Annotated in this window: 21 protein-coding genes and 9 pseudogenes; 13 read left to right on the top strand and 17 right to left on the bottom strand. The window is 57.7% G+C overall.

From position 1 onward, the window contains the following. Window positions 1-402 carry a hypothetical protein gene (locus tag ACYZT6_RS26015; RefSeq protein ID WP_462029188.1) on the top strand — a complete coding sequence of 134 codons (402 nt, stop codon included), beginning with the start codon at window positions 1-3 and terminating at the stop codon, window positions 400-402. On the opposite strand, the gene istB is transcribed toward ACYZT6_RS26015, so the two are convergent. Together istB and istA are read right to left on the bottom strand one after the other, a co-directional pair. Then, window positions 363-1,151 carry an IS21-like element helper ATPase IstB gene (istB, locus tag ACYZT6_RS26020; RefSeq protein WP_461987631.1) on the bottom strand — a complete coding sequence of 263 codons (789 nt, stop codon included), beginning with the start codon at window positions 1,149-1,151 and terminating at the stop codon, window positions 363-365. The genes ACYZT6_RS26015 and istB overlap by 40 nt on opposite strands. Then, entirely contained in the window at window positions 1,148-2,170 is a 1,023-nt protein-coding gene (istA, locus tag ACYZT6_RS26025) for an IS21 family transposase (protein WP_462025424.1), read from the bottom strand. The genes istB and istA overlap by 4 nt, the downstream gene beginning before the upstream one ends. A gap of 87 nt (window positions 2,171-2,257) precedes the next feature. Here istA and ACYZT6_RS26030 point away from each other — a divergent pair. Further along, window positions 2,258-2,568, top strand: a pseudogene (locus ACYZT6_RS26030) (DUF2235 domain-containing protein); the annotation flags it as partial. A gap of 11 nt (window positions 2,569-2,579) precedes the next feature. Continuing rightward, window positions 2,580-3,230 carry a DUF2931 family protein gene (locus ACYZT6_RS26035; RefSeq protein WP_462029189.1) on the top strand — a complete coding sequence of 217 codons (651 nt, stop codon included), beginning with the start codon at window positions 2,580-2,582 and terminating at the stop codon, window positions 3,228-3,230. Between the two features lie 49 nt (window positions 3,231-3,279). Here the strand turns inward: ACYZT6_RS26035 and ACYZT6_RS26040 are convergent, their stop codons facing one another. After that, entirely contained in the window at window positions 3,280-3,426 is a 147-nt protein-coding gene (locus ACYZT6_RS26040) for a hypothetical protein (RefSeq protein ID WP_462029190.1), read from the bottom strand. Between the two features lie 466 nt (window positions 3,427-3,892). Between ACYZT6_RS26040 and ACYZT6_RS26045 the strand changes: the two genes are divergently transcribed. The 8 genes and pseudogenes from ACYZT6_RS26045 to ACYZT6_RS26080 all read left to right on the top strand — a co-directional run. Beyond that, window positions 3,893-4,495, top strand: a complete 603-nt coding sequence (locus ACYZT6_RS26045; protein ID WP_462029191.1) for an outer membrane protein — start codon at window positions 3,893-3,895, stop codon at window positions 4,493-4,495. 43 nt (window positions 4,496-4,538) lie between these two features. Beyond that, window positions 4,539-4,910 (top strand): annotated as a pseudogene (locus ACYZT6_RS26050) (response regulator); the annotation flags it as partial. Window positions 4,911-4,918: 8 nt separating this feature from the next. Then, entirely contained in the window at window positions 4,919-5,071 is a 153-nt protein-coding gene (locus tag ACYZT6_RS26055; protein WP_462029192.1) for a hypothetical protein, read from the top strand. Between the two features lie 408 nt (window positions 5,072-5,479). Continuing rightward, window positions 5,480-6,373 (top strand): hypothetical protein, encoded by an 894-nt coding sequence (locus ACYZT6_RS26060; protein ID WP_462029193.1) that lies wholly within the window; start codon window positions 5,480-5,482, stop codon window positions 6,371-6,373. Beyond that, the gene (locus tag ACYZT6_RS26065) at window positions 6,370-6,615 is read left to right on the top strand and encodes a hypothetical protein (RefSeq protein WP_462029194.1); all 246 of its coding nucleotides are present in this window, start codon (window positions 6,370-6,372) and stop codon (window positions 6,613-6,615) included. Before ACYZT6_RS26060 ends, ACYZT6_RS26065 begins: the two co-directional genes overlap by 4 nt. A 490-nt stretch (window positions 6,616-7,105) precedes the next feature. Next, a pseudogene (locus tag ACYZT6_RS26070) lies at window positions 7,106-8,277 on the top strand (phage tail sheath protein). Window positions 8,278-8,334: 57 nt separating this feature from the next. Beyond that, window positions 8,335-8,829: pseudogene (locus ACYZT6_RS26075) on the top strand (phage major tail tube protein); the annotation flags it as partial. Next, window positions 8,766-9,325: pseudogene (locus ACYZT6_RS26080) on the top strand (Tn3 family transposase); the annotation flags it as partial. The pseudogenes ACYZT6_RS26075 and ACYZT6_RS26080, both read left to right, overlap by 64 nt. 290 nt (window positions 9,326-9,615) lie before the next feature. Here ACYZT6_RS26080 and ACYZT6_RS26085 read toward each other — a convergent pair. Continuing rightward, complete coding sequence (locus tag ACYZT6_RS26085) at window positions 9,616-10,965, bottom strand: ATP-binding protein (protein WP_462029195.1); 1,350 nt, start codon at window positions 10,963-10,965, stop codon at window positions 9,616-9,618. Between the two features lie 501 nt (window positions 10,966-11,466). Between ACYZT6_RS26085 and ACYZT6_RS26090 the strand changes: the two are divergent. Then, window positions 11,467-11,762 (top strand): annotated as a pseudogene (locus ACYZT6_RS26090) (transposase); the annotation flags it as partial. On the opposite strand, the gene ACYZT6_RS26095 reads toward ACYZT6_RS26090, so the two are convergent. From ACYZT6_RS26095 to ACYZT6_RS26155, 13 genes and pseudogenes are all read right to left on the bottom strand, one after another. Then, a complete protein-coding gene (locus tag ACYZT6_RS26095; protein ID WP_462029196.1) occupies window positions 11,758-11,913 on the bottom strand; it encodes a hypothetical protein in 156 nt (51 codons plus the stop codon). The pseudogene ACYZT6_RS26090 and the gene ACYZT6_RS26095 overlap by 5 nt on opposite strands. Window positions 11,914-12,085: 172 nt before the next feature. After that, complete coding sequence (locus ACYZT6_RS26100) at window positions 12,086-12,337, bottom strand: hypothetical protein (protein WP_462029197.1); 252 nt, start codon at window positions 12,335-12,337, stop codon at window positions 12,086-12,088. Window positions 12,338-12,737: 400 nt separating this feature from the next. Continuing rightward, window positions 12,738-13,019 (bottom strand): hypothetical protein, encoded by a 282-nt coding sequence (locus ACYZT6_RS26105; RefSeq protein WP_462029198.1) that lies wholly within the window; start codon window positions 13,017-13,019, stop codon window positions 12,738-12,740. A 151-nt stretch (window positions 13,020-13,170) separates the two neighbouring features. Further along, window positions 13,171-13,404, bottom strand: a complete 234-nt coding sequence (locus ACYZT6_RS26110; RefSeq protein WP_462029199.1) for a hypothetical protein — start codon at window positions 13,402-13,404, stop codon at window positions 13,171-13,173. Window positions 13,405-13,783: 379 nt separating this feature from the next. Continuing rightward, a pseudogene (locus tag ACYZT6_RS26115) lies at window positions 13,784-14,148 on the bottom strand (transposase); the annotation flags it as partial. Window positions 14,149-14,151: 3 nt separating this feature from the next. Continuing rightward, window positions 14,152-14,522, bottom strand: a pseudogene (locus ACYZT6_RS26120) (transposase family protein); the annotation flags it as partial. 95 nt (window positions 14,523-14,617) lie between these two features. Next, window positions 14,618-15,871: pseudogene (locus tag ACYZT6_RS26125) on the bottom strand (IS3 family transposase). 155 nt (window positions 15,872-16,026) lie between these two features. Next, a complete protein-coding gene (locus ACYZT6_RS26130; RefSeq protein ID WP_462029200.1) occupies window positions 16,027-16,266 on the bottom strand; it encodes a hypothetical protein in 240 nt (79 codons plus the stop codon). Then, on the bottom strand, window positions 16,257-16,430 hold the full coding sequence (locus ACYZT6_RS26135; RefSeq protein ID WP_462029201.1) for a hypothetical protein: 174 nt from the start codon (window positions 16,428-16,430) through the stop codon (window positions 16,257-16,259). The genes ACYZT6_RS26130 and ACYZT6_RS26135 overlap by 10 nt, the downstream gene beginning before the upstream one ends. Before the next feature lie 318 nt (window positions 16,431-16,748). Next, window positions 16,749-16,997 carry a hypothetical protein gene (locus ACYZT6_RS26140; RefSeq protein ID WP_462029202.1) on the bottom strand — a complete coding sequence of 83 codons (249 nt, stop codon included), beginning with the start codon at window positions 16,995-16,997 and terminating at the stop codon, window positions 16,749-16,751. 361 nt (window positions 16,998-17,358) lie between these two features. Further along, window positions 17,359-17,607, bottom strand: a complete 249-nt coding sequence (locus ACYZT6_RS26145; protein WP_462029203.1) for a hypothetical protein — start codon at window positions 17,605-17,607, stop codon at window positions 17,359-17,361. 721 nt (window positions 17,608-18,328) lie between these two features. Then, window positions 18,329-18,547: a hypothetical protein gene (locus ACYZT6_RS26150; protein WP_462029204.1), complete on the bottom strand. Its 219-nt coding sequence runs from the start codon at window positions 18,545-18,547 to the stop codon at window positions 18,329-18,331. A gap of 67 nt (window positions 18,548-18,614) precedes the next feature. Continuing rightward, window positions 18,615-18,824, bottom strand: a complete 210-nt coding sequence (locus ACYZT6_RS26155; protein ID WP_462029205.1) for a hypothetical protein — start codon at window positions 18,822-18,824, stop codon at window positions 18,615-18,617. Between the two features lie 321 nt (window positions 18,825-19,145). Between ACYZT6_RS26155 and ACYZT6_RS26160 the strand changes: the two genes are divergently transcribed. After that, a complete protein-coding gene (locus tag ACYZT6_RS26160) occupies window positions 19,146-19,523 on the top strand; it encodes a reverse transcriptase domain-containing protein (RefSeq protein WP_462030019.1) in 378 nt (125 codons plus the stop codon). Window positions 19,524-19,904 lie beyond the last annotated feature (381 nt).

Consider the following 19,904-nt stretch of genomic DNA (forward strand, 5'->3'; position numbering starts at 1 on the left):
GTGCACTCGAACATCGGCGGCGGTTACCGAGCCGAGGCGCAGGGGTGCGTGCTGGTGGGGCCGATGCAGGGATTAACCGTGGCCCAAGGCACAGACGTAAAAACGACTTCGATCTATCGCGATGCGCTGGTTCACAAGGCCCAGTTGGTGGCCCAAGGTTGGCCCGAGGCCATGCTCGAGGTGGTGACGCCGCCGCCTAAGGTGGTTGAGCGCGTGAAAGATAATTTCATGGAGCCTGCGCAAAAACGGGTGTATGCCGGCCTGCAACTCAAACGACCGGTGCGCGGTTGTCAACACCGGTTGAAAACTGACCCACCCTACCGAAGTAAAACTGACCCACCCCGGCGGTGTTTGAGGTCTGTTTATTTTTGTGGCGAGGCCGTTTCTCTCGGCACCACCTGACCTGATTTCAGCTTGTCCTTCAGTCGATAACTTTGTCCGCTGACCTGGACGATATGCGCATGGTGCAGAAGCCGATCCAGCAGCGCAGCGGTCAGTGTTGAGTCGTCGGCGAAGGTCGTTGCCCACTGGCTGAACGGCAAGTTGCTGGTCAGCACCAAGCTGCCATGTTCGTACCGCTTGGCGATCACGTTGAAGAACAAGTTGGCTTCGTCACGGCCAAAAGGCAAATAGCCGATCTCATCAATCACCAGCAGTTTCGAGCGTTGAACAACGCGACTGAAATACTGGGCCAGGCGCCCTTGATGGTGCGCGGCGACGAGTTGCAAAGTCAGGTCGGCGGCAGAGATAAATCGGGTGGAAATGCCTGCCATTATCGCCCGATGAGCCAGAGCGCTGGCCAAGTGTGTTTTGCCAACGCCCGAAGGCCCCAGCAGTACGACGTTTTCCTTACGCTCGATGAAGGCCAGCCCGGCCAGTTCCAGGATCTGGCTTTGCGGCGCGCCGCTGGCGAATTTGAAGTCGTATTGTTCAACCGTTTTCACCGCCGGCAGCCCGGACTGTTGCAGCAGCGCTTGCCGCCGACGCTCGTTTCGAGCGCGATCCTCGCTCAGCAGAAGCTGTTCCAGGAAGTCGGCATAGCTCGTTTCTTTTTCGGCCGCTTGCTGGGCCAGAGCCGGCCAGTCCGTCGCAAAAGTGTCCAGCTTGAACTGTTGGCAAAGAGACTCGATGCGCAGATGTTGAAGGTTCATGGACGCACCTCAAGCAGTGCCTGATAGACAGAGAGCGGATGCTGCAAGCTTTCCACCGGCATGGGTTGGACGACCGAAATCATGCTGCTCGCAACCCCTTGGATCTCTGGCAGGGGCAACAAGTGGTGCACTTCGGTATCCAGTCGGTGTTGCGGTATTTCGCCCGTCGTCGCATGTGTTCGGGCGTTGGCGACCTCCATCAACCAAGGGCCAATCTTGCTGTTCGCGACTTCAACGTCCAACAGCAAGCTGACCTGGTTAAGTGACGCGGCCAGTGGCACTACGAAGCTGTTTTTCAGGTAGTGGTTGAAGCGCTCGACCTTGCCCTTGGTCTGCGCCCGATAAGGCCGGCAGACTTTCGGTGTGAAGCCATAGCGCTCTGCCAAATTCAATAGCGCGGGATTCCAGCGGTGCTGACCGGGGCCATAAACATCGCGTTCCTGGATAATAGTTTTGGCGTTGTCGAAGAGTAGCTTTCGCGGCGTACCGCCGAAGAAACGCAGCGCCTTTTCGATACCGGAACACCAGGCTGCGGAGTCTTCGCGACGGGAGAAAACGACGTAGGTCGCACGGCTCCAGCCCAACGTTGCAACGAATGCCAACAACGGATCGCGGCCACGCCGAATGACGGTGAAGTCCACCTGCATCTGCTCACCGGGCTCGGTTTCAAAGCGAACGACGGCTTCGTTTGCCTTGGATTTCAAGGTCAGCAGAAAGCTGGTGAGGATTGAGTATCCGCCTTCGTAACCCTGCTCGCGGATCTCCCTCAACAGCACGATGGCGGGAATCCAATGGGGTCGAGCGGCTTCTACGCGCTGACGCAGATAGGCCTCGAAAGGCACAAGCTTGCCCACGCGCTGCGCGCGCGGGCCATAGACGACGGGCTGGCGCTGGGCCTGTAATTTGAGGTGGCGTCGAATGGTATTGCGAGAGCAGCCCATCTGCCGGGCGATGGCCCGAATAGACAAACCCTGACGAATAAGAACACTGATTTCCACGTGTTGCTCCTGGGACAGCATGGGCAGCTCGCAAAAGCTGCATTTTGCCCAAGTGGGTCAGTTTTCAACCGGTAGGGTGGGTCAGTTTTGCATCGGTACTGACACGGTGAGCTGTCGCGGGTGTACCTGCGGGTCATGTATGAACTGGCCAAGGAAAGAGGGGTGCGTTTCGAGGACATCCCCGAGACGCTCGAGTACCAATTACCGGAAGAGCTTCAGCCACTGTGTGATAGGTTTGTCGCCGGTGACTACAGCGTCACGCCGGCAGAAGACACCCTGCTAAAACTGCGTTATATCCATATGTCCGCGCACTGGAACCACCCCTTGGATACCACGGGGCAGCGTGAGTCCTCAGTGTTGACATCAATGCCCCCACGCGTGATGCCGTGCGCGTGCGGCACCCTCACGCACCCGGATGAGATCAAGGACGATGAAAATGTGGTTGGCCCTGGTGGGCCTGTTGTTGGTAAGCGGTTGTCAGGCCAATGGGACGATAGCCGATGAGCAGGAGCAACATCACCCCTGGTGGAGCATTGATTTTCAGGGGCCGTCATACATGGTGGGTTGGGTGGAGAACAGTACGGTGGAGGACATCCACGGCCGGTTGTTCAACAACGGCGCCGGCGGTGCGTTGGGGACAGACAGCCCGGAAGACGGCACTGATTCCGCGCGAGGTTGGCAGAGAATTGGCGGGAATATCCGGCCTGTGACCGGTGCTGCTTTACCTAAACGAATTTTTGTCCGCTGGCAGTCGATCGTTGAGCCGCAAACCTACAAGACCTGGGTGGATATTCCGGAAGAAGCCCGACAGATCATGCAAGCGTCGACCAGTCAGCCATGCCCAAAGACCAAGCGCTCTCGCTACTCAGCCTGGCTTGTGGTGGGGTTGGCACCCGGCGGCATTGTGCAGGTGTGGGTCAGGGATAGCTGTAACGAGTCGGTCAAGGTCGCTCGAGCTCAGGCAGAAGTGGAACCTTTGGGGCCGAGCCAAGGCAAAACCGAAGGCCGGTATGCGCACAAGATCAGGGAGAAGTCGCAGCGCTACATCGAAAAGTTCGGAATTCCCTACGGCAGTTGGTAAAGAGCACGGTTTTAGCTCGCCATTGATCCCCATCGTGGCGGGCTCTTTTTCAGCCCGTAATCGGTTTGAGCTTTGTGCCCAGCTGCAGCGCCTTCGCCGCATGGCCGGCAAACTCCCCCACGTTATCCGCCACTGGCGACGGCCCATGTTTGTGCGCCGAGAGCCAGGTCTTCGGCGCAATCAGTTGCTGACTCACGCTAGCGACACTTTTGCGCAAGCCTCGGATCTGCTCGAGCAATCGCCACCGGAGCCCGCTTTTGTCACATCGTTGTATTTATCCCACCCTTGCAGGGATCCGCAGGCTTTTCCTGCCTTCTGTTCGCATACGCAGCCCCTAGCCCTGGCTGTCTTGAGCCAGGTGCAGAAGTGCAGAAAAAGCGACCCCTTTAGCCCGCAGGCGTGGTGGGGGGATGACGGCGCGCGCCAGGTTCAACAGGGATTGTAGGAGCAATGGGCCCAAACAACGTAAGCGATACTCGGGCTTAGTTATGTCTATCGACTTTGGACCGGACAACCGCGTTGTGCGATGATTATGGAGAGTCTCAAACAATCGTTTGATCTTGTTCAGCTGAGGTACAGCGAGGGTACAGCGGGCGTTCAGCAGGGAATGGGTAGCCTTACTAGGTACTCAACGCGCACTAAGCGCCTCAGGAAAATTCCCCATGACCCATTTCAAAAAAATGCTGTTGGCTGTCTCTCTGCTGGGCACCGCGGCCGCGGCGCAAGCCGAAACCAAGAATTTTGCCGGCCTGACCTATGGCCAGACCAGCAACCAGGTCAGCAAATCCAAGTCGCTGAACGATAACTTCAACCATCCGAGCGCCGACGGCATCATCCACAAGGACCACACCGTGGGTCTGCGCGTCGGCCGCCAGAACGACACCGGCCGTTACTACGCCACCTACGACAACGTGTCGGGCTCGCACCATGCCAACAAGCAGCGTCAGGAAAACCTGCTGGGCAGCTACGACCTATTCCTGCCGGTGACCGGTAGCACCAAGCTGTTTGGCGGTGCCTCGGCGGGCGTCACCAAAATCTCCCAGGAATCGTCCGGCTTCAGCCGCGACACCAACACCGGGTACACCGTCGGTGGCCAGGTCGGTGTGCTGCAGCAGGTGTCGCAAAACACCTCGGTGGAACTGGGTTACCGCTACCTGCGAACCAACGCCAGTACCGAGCTCAATGAACACGGCGGCAGCAAACAGGGCTCGATGAAACTTAACAGCAGCGCCCAGACCTACCTGTCGGCCAATTACGCGTTCTAAACACACAGCCGATGGCTGATGGCGACGGGCTCAGGAGCGCGGAATGAAATTGCTGGTCGTAGAAGATGAAGCGCTGGTGCGCCGGCAACTGCAACGCTGCCTGAGTCAGAGCGGCCATGCGGTCGAGGCGGTGGCCAGTGCCGAAGAGGCGCTGGTCCTCGCCGCGCAGGGCCACCATGACCTGGCGCTGATCGATCTCGGCCTGCCGGGCATGAGTGGGCTCGAGCTGATTCGGAAGTTGCGCGCTCGCGGCAAGACCTTTCCGATCCTGATCCTCAGTGCGCGTTGTAACTGGCTGGATAAGGTCGAAGGTCTGAAAGCCGGGGCGGACGATTACCTGGTCAAGCCTTTTCAGTTCGACGAGCTGCAGGCGCGACTGAAGGCCTTGCTGCGCCGCTCCTGCCGGTTTACGGAGCGTTGTACATGATTTATTCGCGCAGGACGCGGTTGATGTGTGCCGCCACGGTGTTAACGACAATGACGGTGATGTTCGTGACAGCCTCGCCGCCGCTGACGGGAGAGGTTCTGATCAGTTTGGCGATTACGGTGTTGACGGTTTTGATCATCGCCCTGTAAAGGCCATGATCTAGGCAATACGCGGATGATCGATACTGGACTTAAGCGCATCTTTTGTTCCGGTACTTCCTTCATCCCCAAATGTGGCACATCCCTGGGCGCGCGTTCAGTCGATGCGAGGGTTGCGGTCTATTCCGTTACACGCAGGAATACACGCTTTACAGGCCTCGCCGGGATTGTCTGGTCGCCTCAGTTTCATCTCGAACATTGCATGCGTTCAAGTGGATGTAAATTTTGTTGAATCACGTTTTCACAGTTTTAGCCCGCCCCCCCCATCGGCGGGCTTTTTTTCGTGCGCCAGAAATGGTGCATTAACACGTATTAGCCAGGATGAGCACTCCTCGATTGCAGCCCTTCCCATCTTGCTCTCCCTCAACGCCTCGCCAGGCCGACACGCTCTGGCTCCTGGTGAGCAACGCACCCATCCACCTCGGCAAGACCGCGCTGGCCTTTCAGAACATCACCTACGGACTCGCCCCGCTGGTCTCGCCCGCTTTCATCGACACACCGACCGCCCCGACGGCTGCAGCGGGAACCAATACCCAGCAGTTAGCCAATACCGCGTTTGTGCAGGACGTGATCACCACGGTGATCGGCGCGGCGCCTAATGACCTGAACACATTGGGCGCTCTGGCACAGGCACTGGCGAATAACCCCGACTTTGCCACCACCATGGCCAAGGCCCTGGCCGGCAAGGAGCCCAATCTGGGTTTCACCCCGGTGCAACAAGGCACGGGCGCTGGGCAAACGCCCAACGCGGTGAAGATCGGCTATGACGGTGTCAACAAGGTCAAACTCCAGGTCGACGCCTTTGACTTTGGCCCCCTTGCCTTTGAAGCCTCACCGGCCTTCAGCGGCCTACCGACCGCTCCGACGGCAGCCGCGGGTAACAACAGCGAGCTGTTGGCCAACACGGCGTTTGTGCAGGCGGCGATCACCGCGTTGATTGGGGCAGCGCCTGAAGGATTGAGAACACTGGACGCGCTGGCCCGAGCACTGGGTAATGACCCCAACTTCGTCACCAGCATGAATAACGCCTTGGCCAGCAAGCAGCCCAACCTGGGCTTTACCCCGGTGCAACAAGGCACGGGCTGGGGGCAACTGTCTAATGTGGTGAAGATGGGCTATGACGGTGCCGGCAAGGTCAACGTCCAGATCGACTCTTCAGATTTTGGCAACGTCGCCTTTGAAAGCTGGGTGGGAGCCACTTCGCCCAACTGGTCAGTTTTCAGCGCTATATGGGTGAAAACGGATTCCAGCAACTGGCGGGCGGCACGATCCTGCAGTGGGGGTACAGCATGACAAATGCCAATGGCTACGCGACTTTCAGCTTCCCGAACGCCGTCGTTGGTTTTATCGCGTGCGCGCGTTGGTACTCGCCAAGTGCGCCCATTTACCTAGGGACCAGCTCAAGAAATGCGGCGCAGGCCACTGTCTTGATGAACTTCAACAATGCGCCTGCAGGAGCGGGAAAACATGTTCTATTCACCGTCCACCGCCGGCTTCTACAGTGTCGAAATCCACGGGGAGAATATTCCCAATGATGCCGTCGACATTACCGATGAGCTGTACGCGCAGTTGATCGCAGGGCCGGCGCAGGGCAAGCGTGTTGTCATGGGCGAGGACCGTTTGCCCATGCTCGCGGATCCGCCACCGCCGTCAGCGCAAACATTGGTCATGATTGAACGTGCCTGGCGCGACAACGAGCTGCTGGCCACCGATAGCCGGTGTCGCGGCATCGCGACGAGCTGGAAAGCCAGATCCGCCGCACCCTCAGCGCTGAACTGTTCGGAGAGCTGCAGCGTTACCGCCGGCAGTTGCGCGACTGGCCGCAGGCGTCAGCCTTTCCCCAGCAAGAGCAGCGCCCAATCCAACCCGGCTGGCTCATGGAGCAGCGCCACTAACGCTGGCACATTTCTCCGCCTTTTTTTGCTGTTGCCTGTAATGCCCCCACCTACAAGCCTGTGCGCTCGCCCCAGCGGCGCGCGCGCGGCAGCCTGTGCACATCTTTTCATCACTGCGCAGGCAATCCTCATGGCCGACGAATATCATCACGGCGTCCGCGTCCTCGAAATCAACGAGGGCACCCGCCCCATTCGCACCGTTTCCACCGCTGTCATCGGTCTGGTGTGTACCGGCGAAGACGCGGACGCGAGCGTTTTTCCGCTGGACACCCCGGTCCTCATCACCAACGTGCAAACCGCCATCGGCAAGGCCGGTACCGAAGGCACATTGGCCGCGAGCCTGCAGGCAATCGCCGACCAGACCAAACCGCTCACCGTGGTGGTGCGGGTGGCCAAGGGCGCGACCGACGCAGAGACCACCAGCAACCTGATCGGCACCACCAACGCCACTGGCCAATACACCGGCATGAAAGCCCTGCTCGCGTCCAAAGGACGCCTGAAGGTCACCCCGCGCATCCTCGGGGTGCCGGGGCTGGACACCCTCCCCGTCGCCACGGCGCTGGTCGCCATTGCCCAGCAGCTGCGCGCCTTCGCTTACGTCAGCGCGTCGGGCTGCCAGACCAAGGAAGAAGCCACGGCGTATCGCGAGAACTTTGGCGCCCGGGAGGTCATGGTCATCTGGCCGGACTTCCAGAACTGGAACACCGTCACCAATGCCACTGTGACCGCGCCTGCGGTGGCCCGAGCCTTGGGTCTGCGCGCCAAGATCGATCAGGAGGTGGGCTGGCATAAAACCCTTTCCAACGTTGCCGTCAACGGCGTCACCGGATCAGTGCCGACGTGTTCTGGGATCTGCAGAACCCGGCCACCGATGCCAACTACCTTAACGGCAACGAAGTCACCACCCTGATCAACGAGGGCGGTTATCGCTTCTGGGGCAGTCGCACCTGCAGCGAGGATCCGCTGTTCGCCTTCGAGAACTACCCCCGCACCGCCCAGGTGCTGGCCGACACCATGGCCAACGCGCAAATGTGGGTCATTGATCGGCCCATGCACCCTTCGTTGGTGCGCGACATGCTCGAAAGCATCAACGACAAGTTCCGCGAAATGGTCGCCGGTGGTTACTTGATTGGTGGCAGCGCCTGGTTCCCCGATGACATCAATGATGAAACCACGCTCAAGGCCGGCAAGCTCTACATCGACTACGACTACACCCCGGTGCCACCGCTGGAAGACCTCACGCTGCGCCAGCGCATCACCGACCGTTACCTGGTCGACTTTTCCAGCCGCATCAAGAGCTAACTTTGGCCTCCCTGCTGAGGGAGGCCAACACCCGCCCGCCGATCGGAGAACCCCTTCATGGCCATGCCCCGCAAACTCAAGAACATGAACCTTTTTAACGACGGCCATAGCTACCTGGGCGTCTCCAAGACCGTCACCCTGCCCGCGCTCGGTCGCAAGATGGAAAGCTATCGCGGCGGCGGCATGAACGGCCCGGTCAAGGCGAACCTGGGCTTTTCCGACGACGGTATCCAGCTGGAATGGAAAACCCGCGGCCTCGATCTGATCTCGCTGCGCCAGTTCGGCATGATCAAGGCCTCGGGCGTCCTGCTGCGTTTCACCGGTGCGTTTCAGCAAGACGACACCGAGGAAATGAGCAACGTGGAAATCGTGGTTGGCGGTCGTCACGAAACCATCGAGATGGGCGATGCCCAACCCGGCGAAGACACCGAACACAGCATCACCACCACCTGCAGCTACTACAAGCTGACGGTCGACGGCGAAGACATCATCGAAATCGACTTGCTCAACTTCATCGAGCAGGTCGACGGCGTCGACCTGCTCGAAAAGCGGATCAGTTGGCTGAGCTGTATTGCGCTGATGATCCGGCACTGTACGAGAAGTGCCTAATCCGACCGGTCAGACAGATTAATCGGCAACTCATCGTCAACGAGAAGCCGAATATCGATCAGATCGTCGCCACGCCGGGTCTGAAAGAACTGACCCAGGGCATGCTAATTCGCAAGCTTTGCACGTACACCGCGCCGAATCCAACACGTCGTGCAATCTTGGAGTACGACAGGCTAATCCGCAGTATCTACACGCTACGTTACCTGCGCGATCCACAATTGGAACGCAACGTACAGAGATCATCTATTACAACTCGGCCTTGCTATCGCGACTATTGACGAAGTATGAAGACAGGGATAACGCCAAGGCCGTGGCGCTTATTACACAGATTTCACCAGCGGCTTGGAGGCACATCCTGCTGAATGGGCAATACACCATCAACAGCGACGACAAGGTGATCGATCTGGATTCCATTGTGGCAGAGCCCAATCTTGGATAACAAAGCTTTACTAGGATTGCTGCCTAACCTACGACAAAAAAATCTGGGGTGGGCGTGGAACCCCAACCTCACCTGCCATCAGCCTGGGTAAATGGCGGACTTTTGCACGATCAGACCGGAATTCGCCACGACTTGGCCATCAATGAGCGCCTTGTTGCGGGCAGGCCGGCTTGAGTCTGCCATTGGAGTTCGATGCGCCCCTGTGCTGTGCAGGGAGTCAGATCGGCCGGTGCCGCATGGTTTCAGCTACGCCTGCGACCTGCGACCTGCGACCTGCGATGGCAAGGCACTCATCGGCGCACGTCAAAACAAATCCAGAACGCCGCACCGCCCAGCGACGAGTCGTCCAGAGTCAGCTGAGCGCCATAGCTGTCAATAATGTCTTTGACCACCGCCAGACCAATGCCTTGCCCCGGATGCAGACGATCAAGCCGCTCACCGCGCTGGAGTATCCGAGCACGTTGATCCGCAGGCACGCCGGGACCATCGTCCTCAACGCACAATTCAACGCCGCCACGCTTTTCATACGCACTAATACGCACTTCGCTCAAGCAAAGGCGGTAAGCATTTTCCAGCAGATTGCCCATCATTTCCAACAAGGCCCCCTGCTCAATGGGTACACAACTTTGCTCCGACAGCGCCAAAGTCACCCTGACGCGTTTGTCGCGATAAACCTTGTCCAGCGTATCGCAAAGACTTTTCAGCACAGGTTGTAAGCGAACCTGATGGCGCACCAAACCAGTTTTGCGCAAGCTTGCGCGCCGCAATTGATAGCTGATCTGCTGGCTCATACGCTCGATCTGGGTCTGCAACACCCGAGCCTGACCCCGATCTTGCTCGCGTAGGGCAATGCCCTCGATGACACCCTGCAATACCGCCAACGGAGTTTTCAAGCTATGGGCCAAATCATCAAGAGAGTCCCGATAACGACGGCGCTGATCATGTTCGCTGTACAACAACCGGTTTAGGGAACTGGTCAGGCGCAGCAATTCAAGTGGGTGCCGCTCGCCCAAGCTCTGGCGAGCTCCGCTTTCGATCTCGTCCAGCTCCTGACTGAGCCGGCGCAACGCCTTGAGCCCCCACGTCAATCCAATCCATAACACCCCCAACAGGACCAGGAAGGCTGCGCCAAACCCCAGATAGAGATGCTTGCGCAAGCCTTTGAGGGTGAGTTCGTAGTCATTTACCGATTGAAACGCGACAAAACTGAATGACGTACTTTGGCCTCCTAACAATTTGACCTGGACGTCATACACGAAAAACTCCTGGTCATTGGCCTGGTGCAAACGCGCAAACTTATTGTCGTGGTCATCATAATGCGGCGTGTAATTAATGCTCTCGGCAGGGGTGTCACTCGAGCGCCAGACCGTGCCGCCGTCGCGGTCATAGATATAGCCAAGCAAACGACCGCCAGTGAGATTGAAGCGTTCATCTGGTAACTGTTCCGGCATTTGTAAATGCCCATTCTCTATCCGAGCAGCTGAGATCAGCGTGGCGACATCCGATGCCAAGCGCTGCTCAATGGCGTCTTGAAGCGCCAGAGTGAACGCTCCATGTATTAAAGGCATCAAAGCCAGCATAAATAGCACTGCGAGAATCGTTGCGGCGAACATCAAGCGCAGACGAAGGGAACTAAGCACTAGTAGCACTCCGTGAAATGATCACCGTGATCGTGCAGATACTTGGATCGGCTCGAAGCTTGAGGATGGCACAACAACGCTTTTGCTTGCGAGAGTAGACATTTTCTTTCATAACCTTCCAGCCCAAGTAATCGAGCATCGATAGACGCAACCCCCGTTAGAAAGCGTAGTTGGCGTAACCCGCCTTGAGTACTCAAAAATCGGTAAGGAGGCCAGATGAGGATAAGTCAATAAAGTAACGCCTGCTCCCTGAACACCGACTGAATGCACGCGCGACCTTCGCCTACGCTACCTGATACCCACGCTCATTTGCCAAGTACCACTCGTGCCACCAGTGCTGGATTTCATTGGAGTTGATCTAGAGATGCAGAACGTTGGACCGGCCCATTACCGACACTCTCGGCGCTACTTCTAGCCTCGCTGAAGCGGAACAAGCCCATCTTCGTGAACTATTGAATACGCCTGAGGCGTGCCAAGCGCTGCAAGAGAGATTGCTCACCGCGACGGCTGGTGATGAATAAGTTGGCGCTTCGCTATGTCAGCGTTGTGCTGGATGCCGAGACAGGACGCGCGCTGTGGAGTGGCGAGGGCCGCAGCCGGGCGGCGATCAGGCCGCTCTCGAAGAGATGGGACCGGCAGGTTGTGCCCGCATCGAAGCGGTGGCGATGGAATGAAACATCATTGACCTAAAGGTTCATCAGCACAGCCCGCAAGCGCGAGGGGTCTACGACCTCTTCCATGTGGTGGCCAAATTTGGCCGAGAGGTGATTGATCGGGTTGGCGTCGACGAAGCTAATCGGCCTCAGCCGCAGCACGCTCGCAATCGCAATCGCAATCGCTGCGGGCCTGGACGATGTGGGCCAAGCGTTTCACCTGGGCATACACCGCGCGTGGCATGTTCAACGCGGCAAATGGGGCGTTTCGCTCATGTCCTGCACGCGCGCTCATCTGAACCCCCAGTCGCCGTCGTCGAGGTAAAGAATCAACCCACTGCGATCGCTTTCGAGCAGGGTGCCTCCGAGGCTTGGCCGGTGGGCGCCTGCACGTAGGTTGTGGTTTCCATGCCCACAAAAGATCCTTGCATCAGTCTTCGGGTTGGGGCCTTTATACAAGTCATGGCCTAGCCTTCGTCGTCCTCTGCGGCAGAGCCGCCGAGAACCTCGAGCATCGCTTCGGCCAAGTCCAGATGCGCGCTTTCGTAATCGTCCCCCGCCCGACGCAACGCCTCGAAGCAGACCAACCACGCAGGCTCAGCGGCGTTCGCCGCCGCCTCCAGTGCGCGGTTCGCGTCTGACAATGCTTGCTTCGCGGCATCGACTTGATGAACCAATACCGCAAGCGCGTTCATCGAAGCCGGATCAATCGTCGTCATAATGACAGCTCCTTTTCGTGGGTGATTGATCAGCACTGGGTGTGTCGAATATTAGTGCAGGCCTGCACAAATCGCCCGCCTCTTCAACCATCTCACTCACCTGCCGAGCCCGTTGTTTGCAGGCATCGGTGTGCGCGAGATTGGCTAGCTTATAGTCACGTCTGAACGTGGCGATTTGCTGCGGCGTGTGCGGCTGGAGAAGCTTTAAGGGCATTGAGCACTGCAATTCGCGAAGCACGGGTAGCCCGTACAGCCTCCAGGTAAGGCCGCAAGGGTTCGTCGTCGATCCCTTTTTGAAAGGCTCTAAGCATCGTCCACAGCCAATTATTCCGCGGACTCGGCCCACCCACCGCATCACAGATCCACGCTGACTGAGGGGCGGGCTGAATCGCCCCGCCGATCATGGCTCGTCCTCTGCGATGCGCCGAAAGACCGCGCGTTCGGCTCGCTGCACCGCCTCGTTCATCGCCCGATGTTGCTCGGCGCTGATTAGTTCGCCGGCATACAGGCCCCAGGCAAAGCCTTGGGCGTGGGCCACCTGATGCAGGATCCGCGGGACACTGAGGTGCTCGCCAATGCTGCACAGCTCACGCTCCCACGTGGTGTGCAGAGTCGCGCTGGGCACTTCGACCGCCTGCAGGTCCAGCGGGGCAAGGGGGATTTGGGTAAGTGAATGCGGCATACGGATAATTCCTCTTCAAGCGCGCGGCCGACCCGGCGTCAAACCAGTGGGAGTGTGAATGGCGATACCCTCGTTACGCGCAAGTATCGAAAGGCGGGAGGGCGACCTGACACACCGGATCGGTTGGCAGACAGAGCATAAACAAAGCGCGCTAGCCAATGCGCCTCTGGCGCGCGTTATCAACCGTGGCAGAAATCAACGGACTGATGCACGCCAAGGTGAGGCGCATCAGGTTGAAAGCCCGCTCCAGCTCACTCTTCTCCTCATCGTCCAGGTCGCTGGGAATATCCGCTTCTAGATTTTTAATCGCGCGGTCAGCAAAGTTATTGAGGGTCTGGCAGGTCCTCAAGACATCTTTCAACACGAAATGCGCTTCGGTGTGCATGAGATTCTCCTGTTGGATGGGGTACCGTCTCTATTCAAGCAGCAGAATTTCAGTGGCAGGCAGCCCTGCCGTGAATTTGAGAGAAATTCACAGCGATTTCACTGTCTGTACACTACGGCATTAATTCGGCGGATTGGCTGGTGGTCTTTCAATCCGAAATCGAGCTGTCAAAAAGGCTGCTGCGTGGTTTTCGTGTCGGCATTTTTTTAGCGATGACACTGTGCTGGAAACCGGCGGTCCTACCCTGACAGTGCGCCACCATGCTTGGCCTGCTCCATCAGGAGCAACATCACGGTCGTCACATCGCGGGCTTTACTGTTGTACGCATTAAGCGCCTGCTGATTTTGCCCTTGGGCCTGCGCCCAAGCGACGCGGTCATAACAGTCGCGAGCAACGCGTTAGCCGCCAGCAAATTCTGCAAGTGAACCTGCTGTTCCGGCGATTTCAGGTTCTGCGGATTGCACAGCAACAGCCCTCGTGCTTGTTTGATGATCTTTCGAGCAGGCTTGTAATGGCGTAGCCGATTAGCTTCGTCGACGCGGACCCGATCAATCAAAAGCAGTATTCATGTCCATCGTCACCGCTTCGATTCGAGCGTAACCTCTGGCCCCAGCCTTCGAAAAATGGCCTGACCGCCGCAGGACTACGACCTTCGCCAACCCACAGAACCCGTCGTGTATCGGCGTCCAGCACCACGCTGGCGCAATGATGACCTTTGAACAGCGCGAACTCGTCCATCACCAGGCAATGCAGCCCAAACAGCTGAGCCACGTGTCGGGTGGAAAGGCGCTCGCAGGCTTGAATGACTGCATCGGCCAGGCGGCGCATCATGCGGGCATAGCGATCCAGCCAACTGACGGCCTCCATGCGCTTGCCACAATCGCGGCAACCAACGCGCCGGAGCAAAACGCTCAGGCGCACCGCGCGACCGAGAATAGGCAAATCACGAATGACTCGCTCGCAATACTCATGCGTGGTTGAACAGGTTTTTTGGCACCCTCCACAGGAAGGGAATCGGATGGCGTGGGGTGTCAGATCGATCTGGAGGGCGTCACCATCAGGCTTGATCGTGACGAAAAGCCGTCCCAAAAAGGAAGGAAAATATTAATATCGCGCATAAGAACGTCGGTTTGTTAGCTGTGTTTGCTCGCACGAACATCATCAATCAAATCGGCGTGTGTTTCTGTGTTTCCCAGTATTTCGTGAAGAATGTCTAGTCCTGAAATAGGTTTACACCTGTTTCACCCTAACGCCCGATGCACCGCATCGGGCGTTTTGTATTTCAAAGACTGGTGCGGCCGCTCGCGGTTGTAGATCGATATCGACTCACCCACCATCTTTTTCGCCTGCATTAAATCCTGTGGTCGCTGAAGCAGAAGCTCCGTCTTCAAGATTCCGTTGACCCGCTCTGCCAGGGCATTTTGGTAGCAGTCATAGCCGTCCGTCATCGAACACCGGATGCCGTGTTTCGCGTGCAGTTCCTGGTACATACCCGAGCAATACTGGCTGCCTCTGTCTGAGTGATGCACCAGTGGCTGCACGGTTTGACGCTGACTCACTGCTCGACGCAGCGCATGCGCTACCGATTCGGTGTGCAGGCTTTCATGGACGTGATAGCCCACGATCTTTCGCGAAAAAGCATCCGTCACAAGGCTCAGATAGGCCACACCTTCCTGAGTGGGCAGATAAGTGATGTCAGCCACCCAGACTTGCTCCGGGCCGCTTGCAACAACCTGATCAGGACCGGGCTTGAGCAGGTTCGGATGACGTCGAAAGCGATGATGGCTGTCGGTCGTCTTGTGGTAAGCCCGCTTGCAGGCCACCAATAAACGCCTTTCGCGCAGAATCGAAAACAGCCGATCTCGACCCACTTGCAGCTCAAGTTGAGGCTGGCAATGCAGCAAATAATGCAGCTTTCGGGTGCCCAGACGTGGCTGCCGCTGACGCTTTTGCTGAACAAAATCGGCAACTTTCTGATCCAGAACCAGACGAGCAGCATCGGCGCGATTGCGTTTGTAGTAAGCCTGTCGGCTTATCCCCATGAACTGGCAAGCCCTGCTGATACTCAGGTTTTGGATTCGTTTTTGCGCGAGGACTTGCCGGGACGCTTTTTTACGACAGAGAGACCGTAGTCATTTTTCAAGACATCGACGACCGCCTCGAAAAACTGCGCTTTCTGATTGGACAGCGCCAACTGTTCTTCAAGTTCTTTGATGCGTTGCTCTGGCGTTAGTGGTCGGTTTTTGTCGGGCATGGACCCCATCCTCGGCGAGCCAATGTATGTGCCTGGGCTCCAATCTTGCCGACCATGCTTGCGCAACCACGTCAGAACGGTCGTTTTGCCTTGAATCCCGTAGCGCTCCTGAGCCTCTTTATAACTCAGCTCGCCTTTTTCGACCTGGTCCACGACCGACAATTTAAAAGTCAGCGTGTAGCCTCGCTGACTACGCCTTTTTGCTGATTCCATCACGTCCTCCTGAAAAACAGATCAGAAGGTGTAAACCTTATTCAGGACGGGACAGAACCAATAAAAAGGAGGCCACCCTTTGCCCAGGTGTACCCCCTGTTGAACATAAATGCCGTTACTCGTAACCAAAAAAACACGGCGGCGGCTCCCGCTGATTATTCGTCAGGCAGCGCGGCTTGGCGCGCCGCATAGGCCGCTTCCAGCTCGCGATGCAGTTGCCCGGCCGTCTCGGCACTGATCACGCCGGCGACATGCAACCCAGCCATCCAGCCGGACACGAAAGCGTAATGCTCGAAAAGCCACGACCTATTGGTGGTCTCGTCGAGCGCTGCGACCCCATCACGGACGCCCTTCAACGTGTCGGGATTATCGATTTCGATTTCAATCATCGGCATGGCGAGGGTTCCTTTCTGTTGTTAGGGTTCGTCGCGGTCACGCCGAACGTCGCTAGCCGCAACCGGCGCCATGTATACGCGTCCTGCCGGTACAGCTCGGCACCGTCGAGACTGATCAATCGTTCATCGCCAGGGGCGTCGATATAGCCGATGGCATAGGCCATGGCAAGCCACACCCTTCAACGGATCCTCAGCCTGATCGATCATGTCCACGGCGGCATTGAGGCGGATCAGCGTTTTTTCCGGGGAAGGGCTCAAACTCATTGGCGGGGGTCCTTTTCGTTCGTGGTGGATCAGTGCGAGCCTGTCGGTCTAACCGGTTCGCCGCGGCGCCCCCCATTTTAGATATGCAAAAATTTGCAGGCGCTTTTTTATACGGATGGGAACACGCCACAGCGCCCTCCCCTTCGGCGATCTCCTCCACATGCCGGGCCGGCCGTGCAATGGCGTCGTAAAGCTCGTTACTCGTAATAAAGCACAGGTCAGCTTTTCGCCCAGTCGTACACCCGCTGACTGCTTTCACTCAGCGCGCCGTCACGGGCGAGCCATTGCTCACCGGTCAGGCAGCAATGTGCTTTCAGCTCCTCGACACTGAGGCCATGGCGTGCCGCCACGCCTGGCGCCAGACTCGCCGGCCCTTTCCCACTGTTGCGTAGTTTCACAAACAGCAGGTGAGGCAAGGGCCACTCGTCAACCGAGATATCCGCCGTGCTCCCTGATGTTTCACTCATGGCCGGGAGACCTGTTCAAGTTATCGATTGGGGCTGGATTTTTATTCTGGCAATAATCCAGATAGCTGCCAATGGCCACGCAGACCAGCATGGCCCCCACCATGATCACGTCGGGATCTTTGATTATTTCTAACACTTGAGACAATTCCATTTTCAGGGGCGTGATTAACACCCGTTTACAGCGACGCCCGATCGGGAGCCGCTGAGAGGAAGGCTTCCTTGCCTACACGCGTGCGGTTATTGCTGCTTGCCCTGTTTGTCAGCGCAGGGCGATTGGGTATGACTTTGAAAGTCAGCCGGCTATTTTCCTATTTATGGCTTGTTTCAGCAATAAGGCGCGTTTATTCGTAACGCAGCAGGCTTAGCTTTTCGCCCAGTCGTACACCCGCTGGCCCGCTTCTGTCAGCGCGCCGTCCCGGGCGAGCCATTCCTCACCGGTCAGGCGGCAATGCGCTTTCAGCTCCTCGACACTGATACCGTGCCGATCGGCGACGCCTGGCGCCAAACTCGCCGGTCCCCACCCGCCGTTGCGTAACTTCACAAACAGTAGGTGATGCAAGGGCCTATCGGCAAACGGGTTGTTCGGTGCACTCATTTCAGTCTCATCCATAGCGGGAGTCCTTTCAATTCGTTATGGGTAACCCCGGGGTCAGGGCTACCGAGGCAGGTCACCATCGACCACGTGACTGTAGAGCACCACGCGCACTGCCTCGATCAAGTCCTCCTGCGCGCTTTCGCACACCGGCGCCACACACATCCCCATTCAGCACGTCCTTCCGCGCGGGCGCGCAGCCCCTAAACCGCACTGCCTGCACCACGCACGCGTCCTGCCGCGCTTGGTGCGCGGCGTCGACCTTGGCCAGATGAATGGTTAACAGCTTCAGCCAAGCCGGATCAAGTGTCTGCATCACAGGGGGTCATTTTTGTGGGGTGATTGCTCCGTGCAAGCCTCGCAATCTATCCCAGTCCCCCGCCGCGGCCCCAGCCATTTTATGTATGCAAAAATTAGCAGACCCGTTTTTACGCTTAGAGGGAACACACCACACCGCCCCCCTTCGTCCTCCTCCACCTGCCGGGCCAGCCGTGCGCGGGCCTCGATATGCGCGCGGTCGGCCGCCTTATAATACCGCTGGAAATCGGCGGTTGGCTGGCAAGTGGGCGGCTGAGGAAGGGCTTTCAGGGCATTGACCAGCGCGACTCGCGCAGCACGCGTACCCTGCACTGCATCCAGGTAAGGCCGCAGGGGTCAGCGTCCATCATCAACGGCATGAGGGGTTCCTTTGAGACAGAAAAGTCTTTCCGGTTAGTTGCTAATTTTTCCGGTACCGGCGTCAGTGCAGCACCCGAGGCGGGTCGTCTCCCAGACGCTGTGCCAAGGTCTCGGCCTGGGCACTCAGCGCCTCAATCTGCTGCCGCGCCCGGGCTTCCGCCTCGGCATGCAGCGGATCGCCATGTGCGCGAATGCGCGCCAAAACGGTTTCGACGGCAGTCACCTGGGCACAAATCCGCGCCAATTGCTGCCGGGCCAGGTTGGCCAGGGTGTCGGTCATGCTGGGGGGCTCCTTTCCTTTTAGTGTTCGTTACTCGTACCGCCCGGGGCACTCCGCCCGGCGGCGATTAAAACGGCATGTTGACCACATCGGCGCACACGCCTATGACCCAAGCGACTTGCTTGCGCCACAGCTCAGCGGCGGTCAGTTCGCCCGCTTCGAATGCTTCCAGTGCAATCGGCCACTGACCGGTGAGGGTTTCGAACTTGGCCAGCACTGCGTTCTGCTGTGCGGTCAACTTATTGCTGTAGATGGTGGGCTTTCGGGGCGTTCTCATTGTGGCGAGGATTCCTTTCTGTTCGCTTTTCCTAAACGGCCTATAACAGCGGTTACTCCATTATAACTAAACACCTGCAAATCAACCCTCAATCCATTATAGCTGAGTTGACTCTAAATCAAGAGCACCTGGCACTGGAATGGCTGGACAAAACCGCGCTAGTGATCGTTACATATGAGGAAACCCTGAGCACCATAAACTTGGCACTCAAGGACATGCATGTCGAAAATATTTTTATATTCGGCACCTCACGCCACTCACCATTCAACCTGAATATCATTGATCAACGCCATGAAAGCATGCTGTTTTCCTTGGCGGGAAATGACCTGGGAGTTTGCTCTATTGTTGCCGGCGCTAAATCGCCGTTACTGGCGAATATCTATCTTGGATCTATGTGCAAGGCAGTGGCGCCAGCGGCATGCCCGTGGCGATGTGATCGTTGTGCGCTACGCGGACGACAGCGTGGTGGGTTTCAGGACGCAATGGCAGGCTCAACACTTTCGGGTGCAGTTGCAGGAACGGTTGGCCAGGTTCGGTTTATCTCTAAACGCCTCGAAGACACGGCTAATTGAGTTTGGTCGTTTTGCTGCGAGAAATCGTAGGAAGCGAGGGTTAGGTAAACCGCAGACGATTGACTTCCTGGGCTTCACGCACTGTTGTAGACCGAACAGAAGCGGTGGGTCCAAATACTGCGACTGACGGTCAAGAAGCGAATGCGTGCGACGCTGCTGGCCATTCGGGATGAGCTGAAACGCCGACGGCACGAATCTGTTCAAGTCGTGGGTCAGTTGCTTACCCGGCGGGCTACTTCAGTTACCATGCGGTGCCGGGAAATCTGATACGTCTTGGTGGATTTCGTCTGGCGGTTTGCCGTCTATGGCGGCAAGCCCTCAAACGTCGCAGCCAGCGCAATCGGCTTCCATGGTCACGCTACGGACGCCTTGCTGACCTCTACATACCTAGACCTGAAATGCACATCCTTACCCTGAGGATCGCTTCGCACCACATACCCGGGTACCCGGGGCAGGAGCCGTACGCGGTAGTTCCGCACGTACGGATCTGTGCGGGGGGGGGGCAGGT

It is taken from the genome of Pseudomonas sp. RT6P73, assembly GCF_054897715.1.